Here is a 14,106-nt window from a genome sequence, read left to right on the forward strand (position 1 = left end):
AACGACGCCGCGGGCGACCAGGAAGACCGGCAGGCTCCGGAGCACGGGAATGCGCCGGCCGATCCGCAGGGCCAAGGGTGTCTCGGGTAGGTCCGAGATGTTCAGGCGTCCGGCTACCGCCGGGCGGACGAAGCGGGCGTGGGCGATGCGCTGCATACCCTGGATGACCGCGGTCGGCAGCACGCGGTGGCGCTGCACGCGGGCCAGGTCGGCGGTGGTGACGGTGTGCGACAACAGTTTCGGGCCGAGGATGCGGGCGGCCGCGACCGCATCCTGCACGGCCAGGTTGATGCCGACGCCGCCGACCGGGGACATGGCGTGCGCGGCATCGCCGAGGCAGAGCAGGCCGCCGGTGTACCAGCGGTCGAGCCGATCCAGTTTGACGTCGAGGAGTTTCACCTCGTCCCAGCTCTGCAATGCCTCGGCGCGGTCGGCCAGCCACGGCACCACGTCGGCCATCTGGCGGGTGATGACGCTGACCGGTTGGCTCGCACGCAGTTCCGGGTCGCTGCCCTTCGCGATGAGGGTGGCGCACTGGAAGTAGTCGCCGCGGTCGAACATGATGACCACGCGGTTCGCGCTCACCAGCGGTATCAACCCGGACGGATCGGTGCCGTGCCGCGGAATACGGAACCACCAGGTGTCGAACGGGGTGGCCCAGTTCCGCACGCCGAGCCCGGCCGCCGCCCGCACCACCGAGGAACGGCCGTCGCAGGCCACCGTCAGATCCGCGCGAATCTCACCGTCCGCACCGTCTTTCGTGCGGTAGCGCGCGCCGACGACCCGTCCTTCCTCGTGCACGAGGCCGACCACCTCGGTGTTCATGCGCAGCCGGAAGCTCGGTTCGACATCGCCCGCGCGGGCCAGCAGATCCAGCAGATCCCACTGCGGCACCATGGCGATGTACTTGTGCCGGCCCGGAATGTGATTCAACGTCGCCACCGGCACCATGCGGCCGCCGATGGGGATCTGCACGTCGTTGAGCCGCCGCTGCGGCAGTTTCGCGAAATCCTCGCGCAGGCCCAGCGCGTCGATCAGTTCGAGGGTGGTGGGGTGCACGGTGTCGCCGCGGAAGTCGCGCAGGAAGTCACCGTGTTTCTCCAGCACGGTGACCTCGACGCCCGCGCGAGCCAGCATCAGCCCAAGGAACATTCCGGCCGGGCCCCCGCCGGCAATGAGACAGGTCGTACGCTCCATCGGGACCTCCCGAGTCGAGACCATCGCCTCTTCCGATGGTAGGGCGAGTTCGGCTCGGGGACAGATGCTTCGCGGCGGTCGTCAGCGGTCGCGGTACAGGACGAAGAAGTACGGTTCGTGCAGTCCGCGCATATCCATCACGCCGAGCAGGGTGTCGGCGTCGACGCGGCGGAAGATGTCGATGATCGGCAGGTGGTCGTAGATCATTGCGGCGCTGGACTTTCCGCGGAATTCCAGGTTCCGCAGCCGGGCCTTCGGGGTCCGCGTGCGCAGCGCGGGCCGCAGCACGCCGAGTGAGCGCCGCACGGGGCGCAGCGCCGACACCGGCACCTTGCCCGCCAGGAACAGCGGCACCCGGCGCGGGTCGACGGCGAAGATCTCCCCGTCCGGGCCGGAGAACAGCAGCGGCTGCACACTGTCGGCGCTGTCGAATTGCTTTCCATACCAGCCTGTTTCGACCAGCATGCCGTCCCACGGATGCCCGGTGCCCACCTCCGCGCCGCACCAGCGGCCGGTGGTGATCTCCTCCACCCGCACCGTCGGCAGGTTGTCGAACAACTCCCACGCCTGGGCGGCCGTGGCCGGCTTGTCGATCAAGGCGCGCAGCCGCGCGGCAGTGTCCGTCGCCGGGTCGGCGGCAACCATCATGATCTCCTCGATGAGAATCGGCGGCACAATTTCTCCCACCCTAGCCCCGGCGCGCACAGGCCGATTAGAGCCAGACTGACATCCCGACACCCTCATTTGGCCGAATATATCGATCCAGCTTCAGACTTTTGGTCCCAACAACAAAAAGTTCGTCAACTCCCTGGCGCCCGCCGTTTTAGTCATCTAGCCTAAAACCATGACGACAGCGCGAGAGACCGCGGAGACCATCCGGGCGGCTCGGCGGCCCGAGGATCTCTTCGGTTCCGCCGCAACGGATTCCATCGGCAGACAGACCGCACGCCGGCGCTACCACCGGATGGCCGCACTGGTTCACCCCGACCGAGTCGAGGCCGTCGACGCGAGCATCGCGAGCGCGGCCTTCGCCCGGTTGTCCGAGCTGTATCGACGGTGGCTGGAACTGGACGAGGCCGACTTCGAGGTGACCGGCACGCACGGGCGCTACCCGGTCGGCGCGCTGCACGCCGGCGGATCGATCGCGGATGTGTACCGCAGCGGATCGGACCGCGTCGTGAAGATCCCGCGCCGCGCGGCCGCCAATAGGCTGCTTGCCGGGGAGCGAAACGCGCTGCGGGACATCGCGAGTGTGGCGACCGAGCACGAATGGCTGCGACCCTACTTCCCCGAACTCGTCGACACCGTCGACCATCTCGATTCCGGGACCGGCGAACACCGCACCGTCAACGTGCTGACCGCACTCATCGACGGGTTCGTCACCCTCGAGGACGTCCGGACCGCCTACCCCGGCGGGCTCGATCCGCGCGACTACGCCTGGATGCATCGCAGACTGCTGCGCTGCCTGGCCGGGGCGAAACTCGCGGGCTGGGTGCACACCGCGATCAGCCCCGCGAACGTGCTCGTGCATCCGCGACTGCACGGAATCGTGCTGGCGGGCTGGTCTTTCGCGACCCGGCCCGGTGTTCCGGCCGCCGCGACGCTGAAGTCGCTGGACTATCCGCCCGAGATCCGCGACGCGGTCTCCCCCGCCACCGACGTGTACCTCGCGCATCGCCTCATGCTCACCATGCTCGGCGACCGCGCCCCGGCACCGATGCGCGCCTACGCCACCGGCTGCCTGCAAACCGATCCCAGGCTGCGGCCCGACGCCGCGGACCTGCTGGACGAATTCGACGATCTGCTCGACCGGCTCTACGGGAAGCGCCGCTTCCGGCCCTTCGAGCTCACGAAAGGTAAGTGATAGCAATGGGTTACGGACGCTGGGACGACAGTGCCTACGACGCCGCGCGCACCTTCCGGGCCGCCAAGGGGCTCGACGACTTCGGCTACACCGCGGATATGCGGTCGGTGCCGTGGGATCAGTGGAAGGCGCACCCCACCCTGGATCCGCTGGGTGTCGGGATGCGGGAGTCGAGAGACTCGGCCGACCACGGGAATTCGCTGCCGATCGCGGTGCTGTTCGACGTCACCGGCTCGATGGGCCGGGTGCCGCGCATCATGCAGGAGAAGCTGTCCAAGTTGCACGGGCTGTTGCAGCGCAAGGGTTATGCCGATGATCCGCAGATCATGTTCGGGGCCATCGGCGACGCGGAAAGCGATCGGGTGCCGTTGCAGGTCGGGCAGTTCGAGTCCGACAACCGGATGGACGAGCAGCTGCGGCTGATCCTGCTGGAAGGCGGCGGTGGCGGACAGAAGTCCGAAAGCTATGAGCTGGCCGCGTATTTCATCGCCCGCCACACCGTCACCGACGCGTGGGAGAAGCGGGGACACAAGGGGTATCTGTTCATCGTCGGCGACGAGCTGAACAAGAAGCGCCTGGCGGCCCGCTACATTCGCGCGGTCATCGGGGACGACGTGCACCAGGACATCGCCGTCGACTCCATCTACCGGGAGCTGGCCGATCGCTGGCACGTGCATTACATCCTGCCCAATCAGTCCAGCTACTACCAGGATCCGGAGATCGCCGAACACTGGCAGGGGCTGCTGGGCGAGCGGTTCCTGCGGCTCGACGATCCGGCGGCGGTGTGCGAGCTCATCGCACTGACCATCGGCATCCACGAGGACCGGGTCGATCTGGGCGCCGGGCTGGCCGATCTGCGTGATATCGGCTCGACCAGTGAGGCGGACGCGGTGGGCAAGGCCCTCGCCCCGCTGGGCGGGACCCGCCGGGGCCGCAGCGTGGGCGCGCTGCCCGCCGCCACCGGAACCGACGACGTCGATCTGTGACGCGGCATTAGTTTCGAAATACGAAGGGGCACCTCATGTTCGGCGACAAACACCTGATCGTGGTGGACCTGGGCTTCGGCGACGCCGGCAAGGGCGCGACCGTCGACTGGCTGTGCTCACCGGCCGCCGGGATCGACGTGGCGGCGGTGGTGCGGTTCAACGGCGGCGCGCAGGCCGCGCACAATGTGCTCGCCTACGGCCGCCACCACACCTTCCGGCAGTTCGGGTCCGGCACGCTCTCGCGGGTGCCGACCCTGCTGTCGCGGCACATGCTGGTCGAACCGCTGGCCCTGGCCACCGAGGCGCGCGAACTCGCCGCGCTGGGGGTCGCCGATCCGCTGTCGCTGCTCTACGTGGACGAGCGAGCCCTGCTCACCACACCGATCCATGGGGCCGCCAACCGCTGCCGGGAGGATGCGAGGGGTACCTCCCGGCACGGTTCGTGCGGCATCGGGATCGGCGAGACGGCGAGCTACGCGCTCGAGCACGATGCGCCGCGAGTAGCGGACTGCCTGCGGCCGGAGGTGTTGCGGCGCAAGCTGATCGCGCTCGAGGAGCACTACGCGCCGCTGCTCGCGGGCGGGCGGCACCGCTACGACGCGATCGACGGTCTGGTCGAGGCGTACACCGCGTTCGCGCGGGCAGTGGCGATCCTGCCCGGCGATCAACTCGCCGCCTTCGCGAAGAGCGGACGGCTCGTGTTCGAGGGCGCGCAGGGGGTGCTGCTGGACGAATGGCGCGGCACGCACCCGTACACCACCTGGTCCACCGTGGAGCCGCGCAACGCGCGCGCCATGCTCGCGCGCATCGGGGCACCCGGTTACGTGCTGGGCGTGACCCGCACGTACATGACCCGGCACGGCGCGGGCCCGTTCCCCACCGAGGACGCACGACTCTCGATTCCGGAGCCGCACAATGGAACCGGCGAATACCAGGGTGCCTTCCGGTGCGGCCACCTCGATCCGCTGCTGCTGCGCTACGCGATCGAGGCGTGTGGCGGTATCGACGGCCTGGCCGTCAACCACCTCGACGCCCTCGGTGAGCACGGCACCGGGAACCGCGCCGCCACCAACGGGAACCGCGCCACCGGCCGCGAGATCCGCACCGCCACCGCCTATCTCACCGCCGACGGGTGTGTCGACCGGCTGAGCTGCGGCGTCTGGCAGGACCTCGACCATCAGCAGAGGCTCACCGACCTGCTCACCACCGCGACGCCCGCCCTCGCCGACCTGCCCGCCGACGTCCCCGGTTACCTCGAAACCGCGCTCGGCGCACCGGTCGTCCTCACCGGACACGGCCCGGACCGGGCCGATCGGCGAATCCGGATCGCCGCTGAGGCATGATTGTCTGCTTGTGGAGCAACAATCCGCGGTATCCATCGACGTGATCACCCTGCGCTACGGCGATGCCGACCCCACCGTCGGCGTCGGCATCGCACCCCGTCAATGGGGCCCCTTCGAGGATGCCCTCGCCCTGCCCGGCGTCCTGCTGCGCCGGGGCGAACGCCTCGCCGAGGCGGCCCGCCGCGCGGTCCACACCAAACTCGGCGTCCCCGAGCACGCCATCACGGCCGTCGGCCAGATCGCCACCTTCGACGAGCCCAACCGCGACCCGCGCGGCCCCACCCTGTCCATCGCCATGTGGGCCGTCGTCACCGACCACGGCGAGGACACCGCCGAGTGGATCCCGTTCGACGAGATGCCGCCGCTCGCCTTCGACCACAACCAGATCCTGACCGCCACCCGCGATCGCCTCGCCGAATTGCTGTGGAAGGACCTCACCTTCACGCGAGCCCTCACCGGCGACCAGTTCACCGCCACCCGCGCCGTGGCCCTCACCACCGCCCTCACCGGCGCGAAACCCGACCCGGGCAACCTCAACCGCACCCTGGCTGCCCTGCCCGGCCTCGAGCGGACCGGCGAGCGGGTACGCGTGAAGGCGACCGGACGGCCCGCCGCGATGTGGGCCTTCACCGCCTGAGGGCGGGGCTCCACACCGCGCCCCACACCACGCCGCGACGACACCCGCTCGGCCCGCGCCGACACAACCGATCTTCCATCGCCGGTGTGCCATCCGGCGATTACGGGAGCAGCACCAGGCGGCCGCGAAGACCGCCTTCGACCTGAAGGCGATGGGCCGCCGCGACCTCGGCGAGAGGTAACGTCTGCGCGACACGCGGGGTCAAGCGACCCGCGTCGACCAGGGCGGCCAACTCGGCGAGGCGAGGGCCGTCGGCGCGAATCCAGGTGTTGGCGACCCGGATTCCGCGCAGGCCGACCGGTTCCGCGCCGCCCACCACCGCCGCGAACGCACCGGTCGAGCGGACCGCGTCGAGAGCCTCGGCGCCCAAAGAGGCGGCGTCCACCGCGCCGTCGACCCCACCCGGCACCAGCGAGCGCACTGCCTCGCCAAGACGGGCGCCGCGCGGAACAAAGAACTCCGCACCCAGTTTGCGCACCAGGGCCTCATCGGCCGCGCTGGCCGTGGCTACCACCCGAAGGCCTTGGGCCGCAGCCAGTTCCACGGCGAACCCGCCTACCGCACCGGCCGCGCCGGTCACCAGGACCGTCCGCCCGGCGGCCAAAGCCAGTGCGTCCAAGGCTTGCGCGGCCGTCAGCGCATTCAGCGGCAGCGTCGCCGCCTCGACCGGCGACACCGAGCGCGGCGCGAGCGCCACCGACGACGCGTCCAGGACCACGTATTCCGCATGTGTACCCAGCGGCACGTCCAGGCGGTCGGACAGGCCGAAGACCTGGTCACCCACCGCGAAATCCGCTACGCCGGAACCTATCTCGTCGATGGTTCCCGCCACGTCCCAGCCGAGGCCGATCACCTCGCGCGCCACCATCAGACCCGCCTGCGCCAGCCCGCCGGAGCGGGTGTGCACGTCCACCGGATTCACCGCCGCCGCGGCGACCCGAATCCGCACCTGCCCGAGCCCGGCCGCGGGCACCGGAACCTCGGCGACCTCCAGCACCTCGGGGCCTCCGAACGACCGAATCACGACGGCGCGCATGTGAAATCTCCTCTGCTCCAGGGGTTGTGGTTCCTGGAGCAAACCTAAGGAGTGTTACTCTCCACGGGGAAGTACGCACCTCGAAGTGCGTACCGCACGCGAGGGAGAGTCATGGCGACCAGGACAGCCGCCCAGCGGCGCGCGGAGGACCGCCGCAGGTACGACGCCTACATCCAGGAGTGCCCGACCCGCCACCTGCTCGACCGCATCAGCGATAAATGGGTCAGCCTGCTGCTCAACGCCCTTGCCGACGGACCCCGCCGGTACTCGGACCTGTCGCGGATCATGACGGGCGTGAGCCAGAAGATGCTCACCCAGAGTCTGCGCAGCATGGAGCGCGACGGGCTGGTCACCCGCACGGTCACCGCATCGGTGCCGGTGCGGGTCGACTACGAGCTCACGCCCCTCGGGCTGACCCTGCTGCCGGTCATGCAGGCCATCAAGAGCTGGGCCGAGACCTACATCGAAGACGTCCTGGCCGCGCGCGAAATCTACGACGGCCAGCAGCGCTGAACCCCCGCGCCCCCACCGAATCGGCCGCCCGAACCCCAGACCGTGCCGTGCCCTCCGCCGAACCTGCTCCGCCGATCCCCACCCCGCGAGACCGACCCCACCACCCGCTCGCTGAGTGGCACACCAGCGCGGGAGATTCGGGCAAATTCCCTCACTGGTGTGCCACTCGACGATGGGGCGGGCAGCGGAAGACGGTGCGCGTCACGATGGTTGGTTGATGACCGACTGGACGAGTTGGCGGACCGATTCGCGGAGGCGGTCTTTTTGACCGGCTCGAACCATGTGAGGCACGAGTTCGCCGCCCAAGGGGGCCAGGAGTAGACCGCCGACCACCTCGGCGTCGAGGTCGGGGCGGACTTCGGTGAGCAGGGTGCTGATGTGAGTGGCCCAGAAGCGGTGGAATTCCTCGCGGCGGGGGTGTGGGGGCAGGGCCTGGTAGGCGACATTCAACTCGATGTCGTCGGCGATCAGGCAGGTCATGGCGTCGAAGTAGGCGAGTAGGCGGTCGCCGGCCGGAGCGCCGGGTCCCAGCGGCGGCGGACCCGATTGCACGGCCTCCATCAGGCCGGTCGCGCCCTCGGCGATGAGCTCGTAGAGCAGCCCGGCCCGATTGCCGAAGCGGTGGAACAGGGTTCCCTTGGCCACCCCGGCCGCGGCGGCGATGCTGTCCATCGTGGCCGCCTCGGCTCCCTCCTCGGCGAACAGCTTGCGCGTCGCTTCGAGGATTGCCTGCCGGTTGCGGGCAGCGTCGGCGCGTTCCTTGGGCGGGGCCATATCACCACTCTCGTTGACAACTTGACCGGCGGTCAATATGTTCGGCAAGGCCAACTTGACCGTCAGTCAACTTATGAGGTTTCAATGCAAGCAATCCTATTGACCGCGACCGGTGGACCCGACGTGCTGGTGCCGAGCGAGGTGCCCGCGCCACGTCCACAGGCCGGGCAGGTGCTGGTGCGCAACGAGGCGATTCCGGTGCTGTTCCCCGAGACCATGCTGCGGTCCGGCGCGTTCCCATTGCCGGTCGAATTTCCGCTGGTGTTCGGGACACAGTCGGCGGGAGTCGTCACCGAGGTCGGCGACGGAGTCGATGCGGACCTGATCGGGCGGCGGGTCCTGATCGGCAGCAATAGTTTCGGCACCTATGCCGAACAGGTCTGCGTCCCGGCCGAAATCGCCACCGAGATTCCCGATGGGCTGTCGTCGGTGGACGCGGCGGCGGTCGGCATGAGCGCATCGGTGGCCATCCCACTGCTGGAGACGGCGAAACTCACCGGGACCGAGACGATTCTGATCGAGGCGGCCGCCACCGGAGTCGGCGCGTATCTGACCCAGCTGGCCAAGGAATACGGTGCCGCGCGGGTCATCGCCACGGCGGGCGGGCCCGAAAAGACCGAGCAGGCACGCGGATTCGGGGCCGATGTGGTCATCGACCACCTGGATCCCGAGTGGCCGCGGCGGCTGCGCGAAACCCTCGGCGACGCAACGCTGGACGTGGTCTTCGATTCCATCGGCGGCGAATCCGCCCTGGCGCTACTGGATCTCATGACCCCACTGCGCGGCCGCATGCTCAGCTACGGTTTTCTGTCCGGCGCGCCCGCGCAGGTCAGCACCATGGACCTGATCATGCGGGGTCTCACCCTGACCGGCTGCTCCGGACCGGCCTGGCTCGCCGGAGTCGCCGAGGCCCGCGCGGCGGCCCTGGAACGGGCCGCGACGGGCTCGATCACGCCGCTGGTGGATCGGGTCCTGCCGCTCGAAAAGGCGGCCTACGCCCACGAATTGCTGGATCGGCGCGCCGCCAAGGGCACGATCGTCCTGCGACCGGCTCAGCCGTGAAAAACCGGCTCAGCCGGTGATTTCCCACTCGTAGATGGTGAGTTCCGAAGCGCCCGTGGTGTGAATCGGGTCGGTGTGGATCAGTTCCTGTGCCGCGGACAGGCTTTCGGCGGTGATCACGTACGCGCCACCGCTCGAATCGGTGAACTTGCCGGATTCCACCAGCTGTCCGCGCTCACGGACGTCCGCCAGCCATTCCTTGTGCGGAACGATGACGGAGTCGTCGAAGCGCGGGGTGCGCATGGCCATTACCAGATACTTGCGCACCCTGCGCTTCTCCTTCTCTTACTGCTCGGCGTATTACTCGTCGTCGGCCGGTGTGGCGGTGGCGCGGGTCGCGGCCGCGGCGGCACGGACCTGCGGGGCCACCCCGACCACCTGGCCGAGCACGCCGTTGATGAACGACGGGGAGTCGTCGGTGGACAGCTCCTTGGCCAGCTCCACCGCCTCGTCCACGGCCACCACCGGCGGAACGTCGTTGGCGTGGAACAACTCCCACACCGCCACCCGCAGGATGGCGCGGTCCACGGCGGGCAGCCGGGGCAGCGTCCAATCCTGGGACAGGTACGACTCGATGGTGCCGTCCACCCGGTCCAGATCGTCGGCGACGCCTTCGACCAGGACCCGGGTGTAGGGGTTGATCGGCGCGACGGACTCCTCACGCACCGACAGCGAGACCCGCTCGGCGAGCAGGTCCGCGGGATCGATATCGCGGGCCTCCGCCTCGAAGAGCAGATCCACCGCACGCCGACGCGCCTTGTGCCGTGCGCCGAGCTTCTTGAACGACTTCTTGTCCGATTGATCGGCCACGGAAGACATTATCCGTCGCGTCAGGAGTTGACGCGGCTGATGTAGCTGCCGTCGCGGGTGTCGATGCGCAGCTTGTCACCCTGGTTGATGAACAGCGGCACCTGGACCTCGGCGCCGGTCTCCACGGTGGCTGGCTTGGTGCCGGCCGAGGAGCGGTCGCCCTGCAGGCCCGGCTCGGTGTGGGTGACGATGACGTCGATGGCGACGGGGAGCTCGACGAACAGCGCCTCACCCTCGTGCATGGCGATCTGGACGGCCATGTTCTCCAGCAGGAAGCCCGCGTTGCGGCCCAGCAGCTGCTCGCCCAGGTGCACCTGGTCGTAGGTCTCGCCGTCCATGAAGATGTAGTCCTCACCGTCGTGGTAGAGGTACGTCATGTCGCGGCGGTCGACGGTCGCGGTCTCGACCTTGACGCCGGCGTTGAAGGTCTTGTCGACGACCTTGCCCGAGACCACGTTCTTCAGCTTGGTGCGCACGAAGGCGGGACCCTTACCCGGCTTCACATGCTGGAACTCGACGATCTGCTGCAGCTGATTGTCGATCTTCAGCACGAGGCCGTTCTTGAAGTCGCTGGTGTCCGCCACTGTCCTCGGATCTCCTACTAGTCGTTGCAACCGCGCGTCAGTCGACGACGGTCAGGTCTTTGCTGGTGTGGGTGAGCAGTTCCGGGCCCCCCTTGCGAACCACGAGCGTGTCCTCGATCCGGACGCCACCGCGGCCGGGGAAGTACACACCTGGCTCGACGGTCACCGCCACGCCATCGAGTAGTGTACCCGTGCCGGTTTTGGCGATTCCGGGCGCTTCGTGAATCTGCAGGCCGACCCCGTGTCCGAGCCCGTGCACGAACAGCTCGCCGTGACCGGCCGCCTCGATGACCTTGCGGGAGGCCGCGTCGACCGCCTTGGTCGACACGCCCGGGGCCAGCGCCTCCCGGCCCGCCTGCTGCGCGGCGTAGACCAGGTCGTAGATCTCGCGCTGCCAGGCCGAGGGCTGGCCGAGCACGAAGGTGCGGGTCATATCGGAGTGGTAGCCGCCGACCACCGCGCCGAAGTCGAGTTTCACGAAATCGCCGGTGGCCAGCACCGCCTCGGTCGGACGGTGATGCGGGACAGCCGAATTCGCGCCCGCCGCCACGATGGTCTCGAAGGCGACCGCCTCCGCGCCGTGCTCGAACATGAGCCACTCCAGCTCGCGGGCCACCTGGCGTTCGGTGCGGCCGGGGCGCAGGCCGCCGCGCTCGAGCAGGGTGGCCAGGGCCGCGTCGGCGGCATCGCAGGCCGCGGCCAGGCGGCCCACCTCGTAGGCGTCCTTGACCATGCGCAGCTGCTCGACCAGGCCCGCGACCCCGACCAGTTCCAGGCCGGTGGCCAGCGCGGACAGGCCGCGATGCTGTTCGACGGTCATGATGTGGCTCTCGAAGCCGACGCGGCCGGTCTGCCATTCGCCCGCGATCTCGACCACGCGGCGGGCGCTGGCCCGGTTGATCTCGGCCCGCAGGTCCGGGACCTGCACGCCGACCTGGGTGATGTAGCGGCCGTCGGTGCAGATGATGGTGCGATCCTCGCTGGAATCCCAGGCGTAGACCAGCAGCGCGGCGTTCGAACCGGTGAAGCCGGTCAGGTACCGGATATTGATCAGATCCGTGACCAGCAAGGCGTCGATGCGGTTCTCCACCAGCAGGTTGCGCAGGTTGGCCCGGCGCAAGGCGTAATTGGGCCGCTGGGCCGGATCGTGCTGGTTCGGATCGTGATCAGCAGACATGCGTTCAAAGCTACCGCCGACACGCCACAACACGGACACGCAACACGTGAAAGGGCCGCTTACGGAAACCCCGGTGTTCACAACCGAAGTAGTTCTCCACATTTCGCGATCGGCCGCCCCACGCGGCCGATCCGCGCGAGAACCTCGATGCATGAGCGCCCTGCCGACCCTCTTGTTCACAGCCTGGTGCACAGCCCTGAGCACCTACGACCTGCGCACCCGCCGTCTGCCCAACGCCCTCACCCTGCCCGGTGCGGCCGCCGCCCTCGGCTACGGATTCGCTACGGGCAAACCTGTACTAGCCGTCCTCGGCGCGCTGCTCCTCGCGCTCCCCTATCTCACGATCCACCTGTGCGCACCGCACGCCCTGGGCGCGGGCGATGTGAAACTCGCCCTCGGTCTAGGGGCGGTGACAGCCCTGCACAGCCCGCAGACCTGGGCCTGGGCTGCCCTCGCCGCCCCGATGCTCACCGCCGCGGCGGGTGTCGGCATGCTGCTGGCCCTGAGAATGAGCGGGTCGGAGAGTCCCGGTGAGACGCTCGCGCATGGGGCGGCGATGTGCGCGGCCAGTGCGGTGGCGGTGCTGGGTGGGCCGTGACATCGGGGTTTGGCCGGGGCGTCGGTGGGCCGTGTGTTCGAGCACCTGTTCTCGCATGGAAAGATGTCACTCGTGTTGCGCTGGATAACTGCCGGAGAATCCCATGGTCCCGCTCTCGTCACCATCCTCGAAGGGATGGTGGCCGGTGTCGAGGTGACCACCGCCGATGTCGGCGCGCAGCTGGCCCGGCGTCGGCTCGGCTACGGGCGCGGCGCGCGGATGAAGTTCGAGGCCGACGTGGTGACGATGGTCGGCGGCGTGCGCCACGGCCGCACCATGGGCGGCCCGGTCGCCATCGAGGTGGCGAACTCGGAGTGGCCCAAGTGGACCCAGGTCATGTCCGCCGATCCGGTGGACCAGGCCGAGCTGGCCGATATGGCCCGCAATGCCCCGCTGACCCGTCCCCGCCCCGGGCACGCCGACTACTCGGGCATGCTCAAGTACGGCTTCGACGACGCCCGCAATGTGCTCGAGCGCGCCAGCGCCCGCGAGACCGCGGCCCGCGTCGCGGCGGGCACCGTTGCCAAGAATTTCCTGCGCCAGGCCCTCGGCGTCGAGGTGATCTCGCATGTGGTGTCGATCGGCACCGCCGCCAACACTTCCGGCGTCATCCCGACGGCCGCGGATCTGGACGCCATCGACGAGTCGCCGGTGCGCTGCTTCGACAAGGACGGCGAGGCGGCCATGATCGCCGAGATCGAGGCCGCCAAGAAGGACGGTGACACCCTCGGCGGTGTGGTCGAGGTCGTCATCGAGGGCCTGCCGGTCGGCCTGGGCTCGTTCACCTCCGGTGAGGCGCGCCTGGATTCACGACTGGCGGCCGCGCTCATGGGGATTCAGGCCATCAAGGGCGTCGAGGTCGGCGACGGTTTCGAGACCGCGCGCCGCCGCGGCAGCCAGGCCCACGACGAGATGAAGCCCGGTCCGGACGGCGTGCTGCGCTCCACCAACCGCGCCGGCGGTCTCGAGGGCGGCATGACCAATGGCGAGGCGCTGCGCGTGCGCGCGGCCATGAAGCCGATTTCGACTGTGCCGCGGGCGCTCTCGACGGTCGACATGTCCTCCGGCGACGAGGCCGTGGCCATCCACCAGCGCTCGGACGTGTGCGCGGTCCCCGCGGCCGGTGTGGTCGCCGAGGCCATGGTGGCGCTGGTCGTGGCGCAGGCGGTGCTGGAGAAGTTCGGCGGCGACTCGCTGCCCGAGACCGTCGACAACATCAACGCCTACCTCAAGCGCATCAACGCTCGCCCGCACATCCCGGGCAACGCGGGGCAGTGACCGCCGACGACGGCGCGGTGTCCGACGAGAACGCGGCGTCCCACGAGCAGACGGCGTACGGCCGGGATGCGGCGTCCGAGCACGCCGTGAGTCCGGCGAGCGCCGGTGAAATCGTCCGGCCCGCACCGAATCTGGTGCTGGTCGGCCCGCCGGGCGCGGGCAAGTCGACCATCGGCCGCAAGCTGGCCCGTGAACTCGGCGTCGAGCTCTACGACACCGACGCCGGGATCGAGGAGCGCACCGGACG

The 14,106-nt window shown here is 69.2% G+C and carries 17 protein-coding genes; 9 read left to right on the forward strand and 8 right to left on the reverse strand.

Features of this window, described 5'->3' with window-relative positions; all coding sequences use genetic code 11:
* On the reverse strand, window positions 1–1,197 hold a 1,197-nt coding region (locus ON43_RS19715), incomplete at its 3' end, for an FAD-dependent oxidoreductase (protein WP_040809559.1).
* A gap of 81 nt (window positions 1,198–1,278) precedes the next feature.
* Window positions 1,279–1,842 carry a DUF4334 domain-containing protein gene (locus ON43_RS19720; protein WP_086007980.1) on the reverse strand — a complete coding sequence of 188 codons (564 nt, stop codon included), beginning with the start codon at window positions 1,840–1,842 and terminating at the stop codon, window positions 1,279–1,281.
* A 199-nt stretch (window positions 1,843–2,041) separates the two neighbouring features.
* Here ON43_RS19720 and ON43_RS19725 point away from each other — a divergent pair, with 199 nt between their 5' ends.
* The 4 genes from ON43_RS19725 to ON43_RS19740 are packed head-to-tail and all read left to right on the forward strand — an operon-like array spanning window position 2,042 to window position 6,027.
* A complete protein-coding gene (locus ON43_RS19725) occupies window positions 2,042–3,061 on the forward strand; it encodes a J domain-containing protein (protein WP_040809561.1) in 1,020 nt (339 codons plus the stop codon).
* A 5-nt stretch (window positions 3,062–3,066) separates the two neighbouring features.
* A complete protein-coding gene (locus ON43_RS19730; RefSeq protein WP_040809562.1) occupies window positions 3,067–4,047 on the forward strand; it encodes a hypothetical protein in 981 nt (326 codons plus the stop codon).
* Between the two features lie 35 nt (window positions 4,048–4,082).
* A complete protein-coding gene (locus tag ON43_RS19735) occupies window positions 4,083–5,390 on the forward strand; it encodes an adenylosuccinate synthetase (protein ID WP_040809563.1) in 1,308 nt (435 codons plus the stop codon).
* A 10-nt stretch (window positions 5,391–5,400) separates the two neighbouring features.
* On the forward strand, window positions 5,401–6,027 hold the full coding sequence (locus ON43_RS19740) for an NUDIX hydrolase (protein WP_040809564.1): 627 nt from the start codon (window positions 5,401–5,403) through the stop codon (window positions 6,025–6,027).
* A gap of 100 nt (window positions 6,028–6,127) precedes the next feature.
* Here ON43_RS19740 and ON43_RS19745 read toward each other — a convergent pair whose 3' ends face one another.
* Window positions 6,128–7,063 carry an NADP-dependent oxidoreductase gene (locus ON43_RS19745; RefSeq protein WP_040809565.1) on the reverse strand — a complete coding sequence of 312 codons (936 nt, stop codon included), beginning with the start codon at window positions 7,061–7,063 and terminating at the stop codon, window positions 6,128–6,130.
* A gap of 111 nt (window positions 7,064–7,174) precedes the next feature.
* Between ON43_RS19745 and ON43_RS19750 the strand changes: the two genes are divergently transcribed.
* Complete coding sequence (locus tag ON43_RS19750) at window positions 7,175–7,576, forward strand: winged helix-turn-helix transcriptional regulator (RefSeq protein ID WP_040809568.1); 402 nt, start codon at window positions 7,175–7,177, stop codon at window positions 7,574–7,576.
* Between the two features lie 201 nt (window positions 7,577–7,777).
* Here ON43_RS19750 and ON43_RS19755 read toward each other — a convergent pair whose 3' ends face one another.
* A complete protein-coding gene (locus tag ON43_RS19755; protein WP_040809570.1) occupies window positions 7,778–8,350 on the reverse strand; it encodes a TetR/AcrR family transcriptional regulator in 573 nt (190 codons plus the stop codon).
* 84 nt (window positions 8,351–8,434) lie between these two features.
* Here ON43_RS19755 and ON43_RS19760 point away from each other — a divergent pair, with 84 nt between their 5' ends.
* Complete coding sequence (locus ON43_RS19760) at window positions 8,435–9,412, forward strand: quinone oxidoreductase family protein (protein ID WP_040809572.1); 978 nt, start codon at window positions 8,435–8,437, stop codon at window positions 9,410–9,412.
* A gap of 9 nt (window positions 9,413–9,421) precedes the next feature.
* Here the strand turns inward: ON43_RS19760 and ON43_RS19765 are convergent, their stop codons facing one another.
* Genes ON43_RS19765 through ON43_RS19780 form a run of 4 tightly spaced genes read right to left on the reverse strand, consistent with a single transcriptional unit; the run spans window position 9,422 to window position 11,983 of the window.
* Window positions 9,422–9,679, reverse strand: a complete 258-nt coding sequence (locus ON43_RS19765; RefSeq protein ID WP_040809574.1) for a YciI family protein — start codon at window positions 9,677–9,679, stop codon at window positions 9,422–9,424.
* Window positions 9,680–9,712: 33 nt separating this feature from the next.
* Window positions 9,713–10,222, reverse strand: coding sequence for a transcription antitermination factor NusB (gene nusB, locus ON43_RS19770; RefSeq protein WP_083913548.1), 510 nt, complete (start codon window positions 10,220–10,222; stop codon window positions 9,713–9,715).
* A 20-nt stretch (window positions 10,223–10,242) separates the two neighbouring features.
* On the reverse strand, window positions 10,243–10,806 hold the full coding sequence (gene efp, locus ON43_RS19775; RefSeq protein WP_040809576.1) for an elongation factor P: 564 nt from the start codon (window positions 10,804–10,806) through the stop codon (window positions 10,243–10,245).
* 37 nt (window positions 10,807–10,843) lie between these two features.
* The gene (locus ON43_RS19780; RefSeq protein ID WP_051178729.1) at window positions 10,844–11,983 is read right to left on the reverse strand and encodes a M24 family metallopeptidase; all 1,140 of its coding nucleotides are present in this window, start codon (window positions 11,981–11,983) and stop codon (window positions 10,844–10,846) included.
* A gap of 151 nt (window positions 11,984–12,134) precedes the next feature.
* On the opposite strand from ON43_RS19780, the gene ON43_RS19785 reads away from it, so the two are divergent.
* The 3 genes from ON43_RS19785 to ON43_RS46280 all read left to right on the forward strand — a co-directional run.
* A complete protein-coding gene (locus ON43_RS19785; protein WP_040809577.1) occupies window positions 12,135–12,581 on the forward strand; it encodes a prepilin peptidase in 447 nt (148 codons plus the stop codon).
* Between the two features lie 72 nt (window positions 12,582–12,653).
* Window positions 12,654–13,859, forward strand: coding sequence for a chorismate synthase (aroC, locus tag ON43_RS19790; RefSeq protein ID WP_083913549.1), 1,206 nt, complete (start codon window positions 12,654–12,656; stop codon window positions 13,857–13,859).
* Window positions 13,856–14,106: shikimate kinase (locus ON43_RS46280; RefSeq protein WP_040809581.1), on the forward strand; the 251-nt coding region annotated here is incomplete at its 3' end. The genes aroC and ON43_RS46280, both read left to right, overlap by 4 nt.

Source organism: Nocardia concava NBRC 100430 (assembly GCF_000308815.1).
GTDB lineage: Bacteria > Actinomycetota > Actinomycetes > Mycobacteriales > Mycobacteriaceae > Nocardia > Nocardia concava.